Origin of the sequence: Verrucosispora sp. SN26_14.1 (assembly GCF_004307965.1) — a bacterium.
Taxonomy (GTDB): Bacteria; Actinomycetota; Actinomycetes; order Mycobacteriales; family Micromonosporaceae; genus Micromonospora.
Genome location: NZ_SISL01000684.1, coordinates 1 through 2,171, shown reverse-complemented (window position 1 = coordinate 2,171; position 2,171 = coordinate 1). Strand labels below are relative to the sequence as shown.

Sequence of the window (2,171 nt, the reverse complement as noted above, 5' to 3'; positions counted from 1 at the left end):
CCGAGGGCGGACGGCGGCGCTGCGGCGCCGACTGGGGCCTGGCCACCACCGGCGTCGCCGGCCCGGAGCCGCAGGACGGCAAGCCGGTCGGGTTGGTCTACGTCGCGGTCGCCGGCCCGCACGGCAGCGAGGTCCGCGAACTCCACCTGGACGGCAGCCGGGACCACATTCGGGGCGAAACCGTCACCGAGGCGCTGCGGATGGTCACCGCCCACGTGCAGAAGGACGCCGCTGCCGCAAGCTAGGAGGGCGGGGCGGGATGTCGCGGCGGCCCACAACGGGTACGGTTGCGGGAAAGCTCCGACAGTCGGAGCCGGTGCGCACCACCGGGCCGGCGGCCGGGCGAACTGTGTCCCTCAGGGGAGGTGCGATGGTCCTGCTACGCCGGGTGATCGGTGACGCACTACGGGCGCGCCGGCAGGGGCAGCACCGCACGCTGCGCGAGGTCTCTTCCGCCGCCAACGTCAGCCTGGGCTACCTGTCCGAGATCGAACGCGGCCAGAAGGAACCCTCAAGCGAACTGCTCGCCGCGATCTGCGACGCCCTCGGCGCCCGTCTGTCCGAGCTGTTGCGCGAGGTCAGCGACACCGTCGCCCTCGCCGAGCAGCTGCCGGGCGTGCTGGTGCCGGTGCAGGACGAGCCGGCCGAGGCGACTCCGGTCGGCGCGACGGCGGTGCACAAGTCCACCGGTCGACCGGTCCGCCAGGTCAGCTCGGACGGCTCCGTCGCGGTCGCGGTGCGCCAGGAGTCCCCGCTCAAGGCGACCCTGCGCAGCACCCGGGTCCGCTCCGCCGAGCGCACCGAGCGGGACGTGGTCTGCGCCGCCTGAGCGTGTTCCACACCGCGTGAGCCGCCGGCCGATGGTCGAGGTGGCGACCGCCGCGTAGGGTTGATCGCAGCGTCCCCCTCGCGCCGGTACGGATGCCGTGCTGGCGCTCGGCGGGGACGATGGACCCACCATCGCCGGTGGCCGAGCTGGGCCGGCCGGACATGGCGGTTGGCGCAGCGAACGTGACTGAGGGGATACGGCGGAGATGGCGAACCCGTTCGTCAAGGGGTGGAAGTACCTGATGGCGCTCTTCGGCGCCCGAATCGACGAGCACGCCGATCCCAAGGTGCAGCTCCAGCAGGCGATCGACGAGGCGCACCGGCAACACCAGGCGCTCGTGCAGCAGGCCGCCGCGGTGATCGGCAACCAGCGGCAACTGGAGATGAAGCTCTCCCGGCAGATGTCGGACGTCGAGCGGTTGCAGAGCAACGCCCGGCAGGCGCTGGTCCTCGCCGACCAGGCCCGGGCGAAGGGCGACGAGACCGAGGCCGGACGCTACGAGCAGTCCGCGCAGACGCTCGCCAGCCAGCTCGTCTCCTCGGAGCAGGCCGCCGAGGACCTCAAGACCCTGCACGACCAGGCGCTCGCCGCCGCCGGCCAGGCCCGCCGGGCGGTCGAGAACAACTCGATGATCCTCCAGCAGAAGCTCGCCGAGCGGGCCAAGCTGCTCAGCCAGCTCGAACAGGCCAAGATGCAGGAGACGGTGGCCTCCTCGCTGGAGTCCATGTCGGCGCTCACCGCTCCCGGCAGCACGCCCAGCCTGGACGAGGTCCGCGACCGCATCGAACGCCGCTACTCCACCGCGATGGGCCGCGCCGAGCTGGCCGGCAACTCGGCCGAGGGCCGGATGCTGGAGATCCAGAAGGCTACGCTGGACGTGGCCGGGTCGGCCCGACTCGACCAGATCCGCGCCAGCATGGCCGGTGAGCAGCTCGGCGGCACCGCCGACCGGGACGCCGTCGGTGGCCAGCAGCCCGCCGCGCAGACCAACGACCCCGGTGTGGCCCGCCTCGACGAGCTGCGCGCCAGCATGAACCGGGATCGCAACCCCGGCGACGCCAGCGCCGCCGGCTGAACCGAGGCGTCAAGGAGGCGACGGTGGCAACAGACGAGCGCACCCGCTACTTCCGCCGGCTGGGCAAGCTTCGCCGCTCCGCCCGCCGGTGGAGCGTACTGGCCGGTGGGCTCGGCGGTGCCACCGTCATCCTGACCCCGTACGCCGGTATCGGCCTCGCCGACGCCGCCTGGGCCGCCGCCGCAGGCGCCTCCACCGCCCTGGCCGCCTGGCGTTGGGTGGACCTGCGGGCACTGGCCGCCCAGCCCGCCCCGCCCGCGCTCGACC

General features: G+C 73.4%; 3 protein-coding genes and 1 pseudogene. All 4 read left to right on the top strand.

Annotated elements, in window-relative coordinates; translation table 11 throughout:
- The coding region (locus EYA84_RS30865; RefSeq protein WP_131057731.1) for a CinA family protein at positions 1-245 on the top strand (245 nt) is incomplete at its 5' end.
- Between the two features lie 125 nt (positions 246-370).
- Positions 371-829 carry a helix-turn-helix domain-containing protein gene (locus EYA84_RS30860; protein ID WP_131057730.1) on the top strand — a complete coding sequence of 153 codons (459 nt, stop codon included), beginning with the start codon at positions 371-373 and terminating at the stop codon, positions 827-829.
- Positions 830-1,034: 205 nt separating this feature from the next.
- Positions 1,035-1,904, top strand: a complete 870-nt coding sequence (locus tag EYA84_RS30855) for a PspA/IM30 family protein (protein ID WP_131057729.1) — start codon at positions 1,035-1,037, stop codon at positions 1,902-1,904.
- Between the two features lie 23 nt (positions 1,905-1,927).
- Positions 1,928-2,171: pseudogene (locus tag EYA84_RS30850) on the top strand (hypothetical protein); the annotation flags it as partial.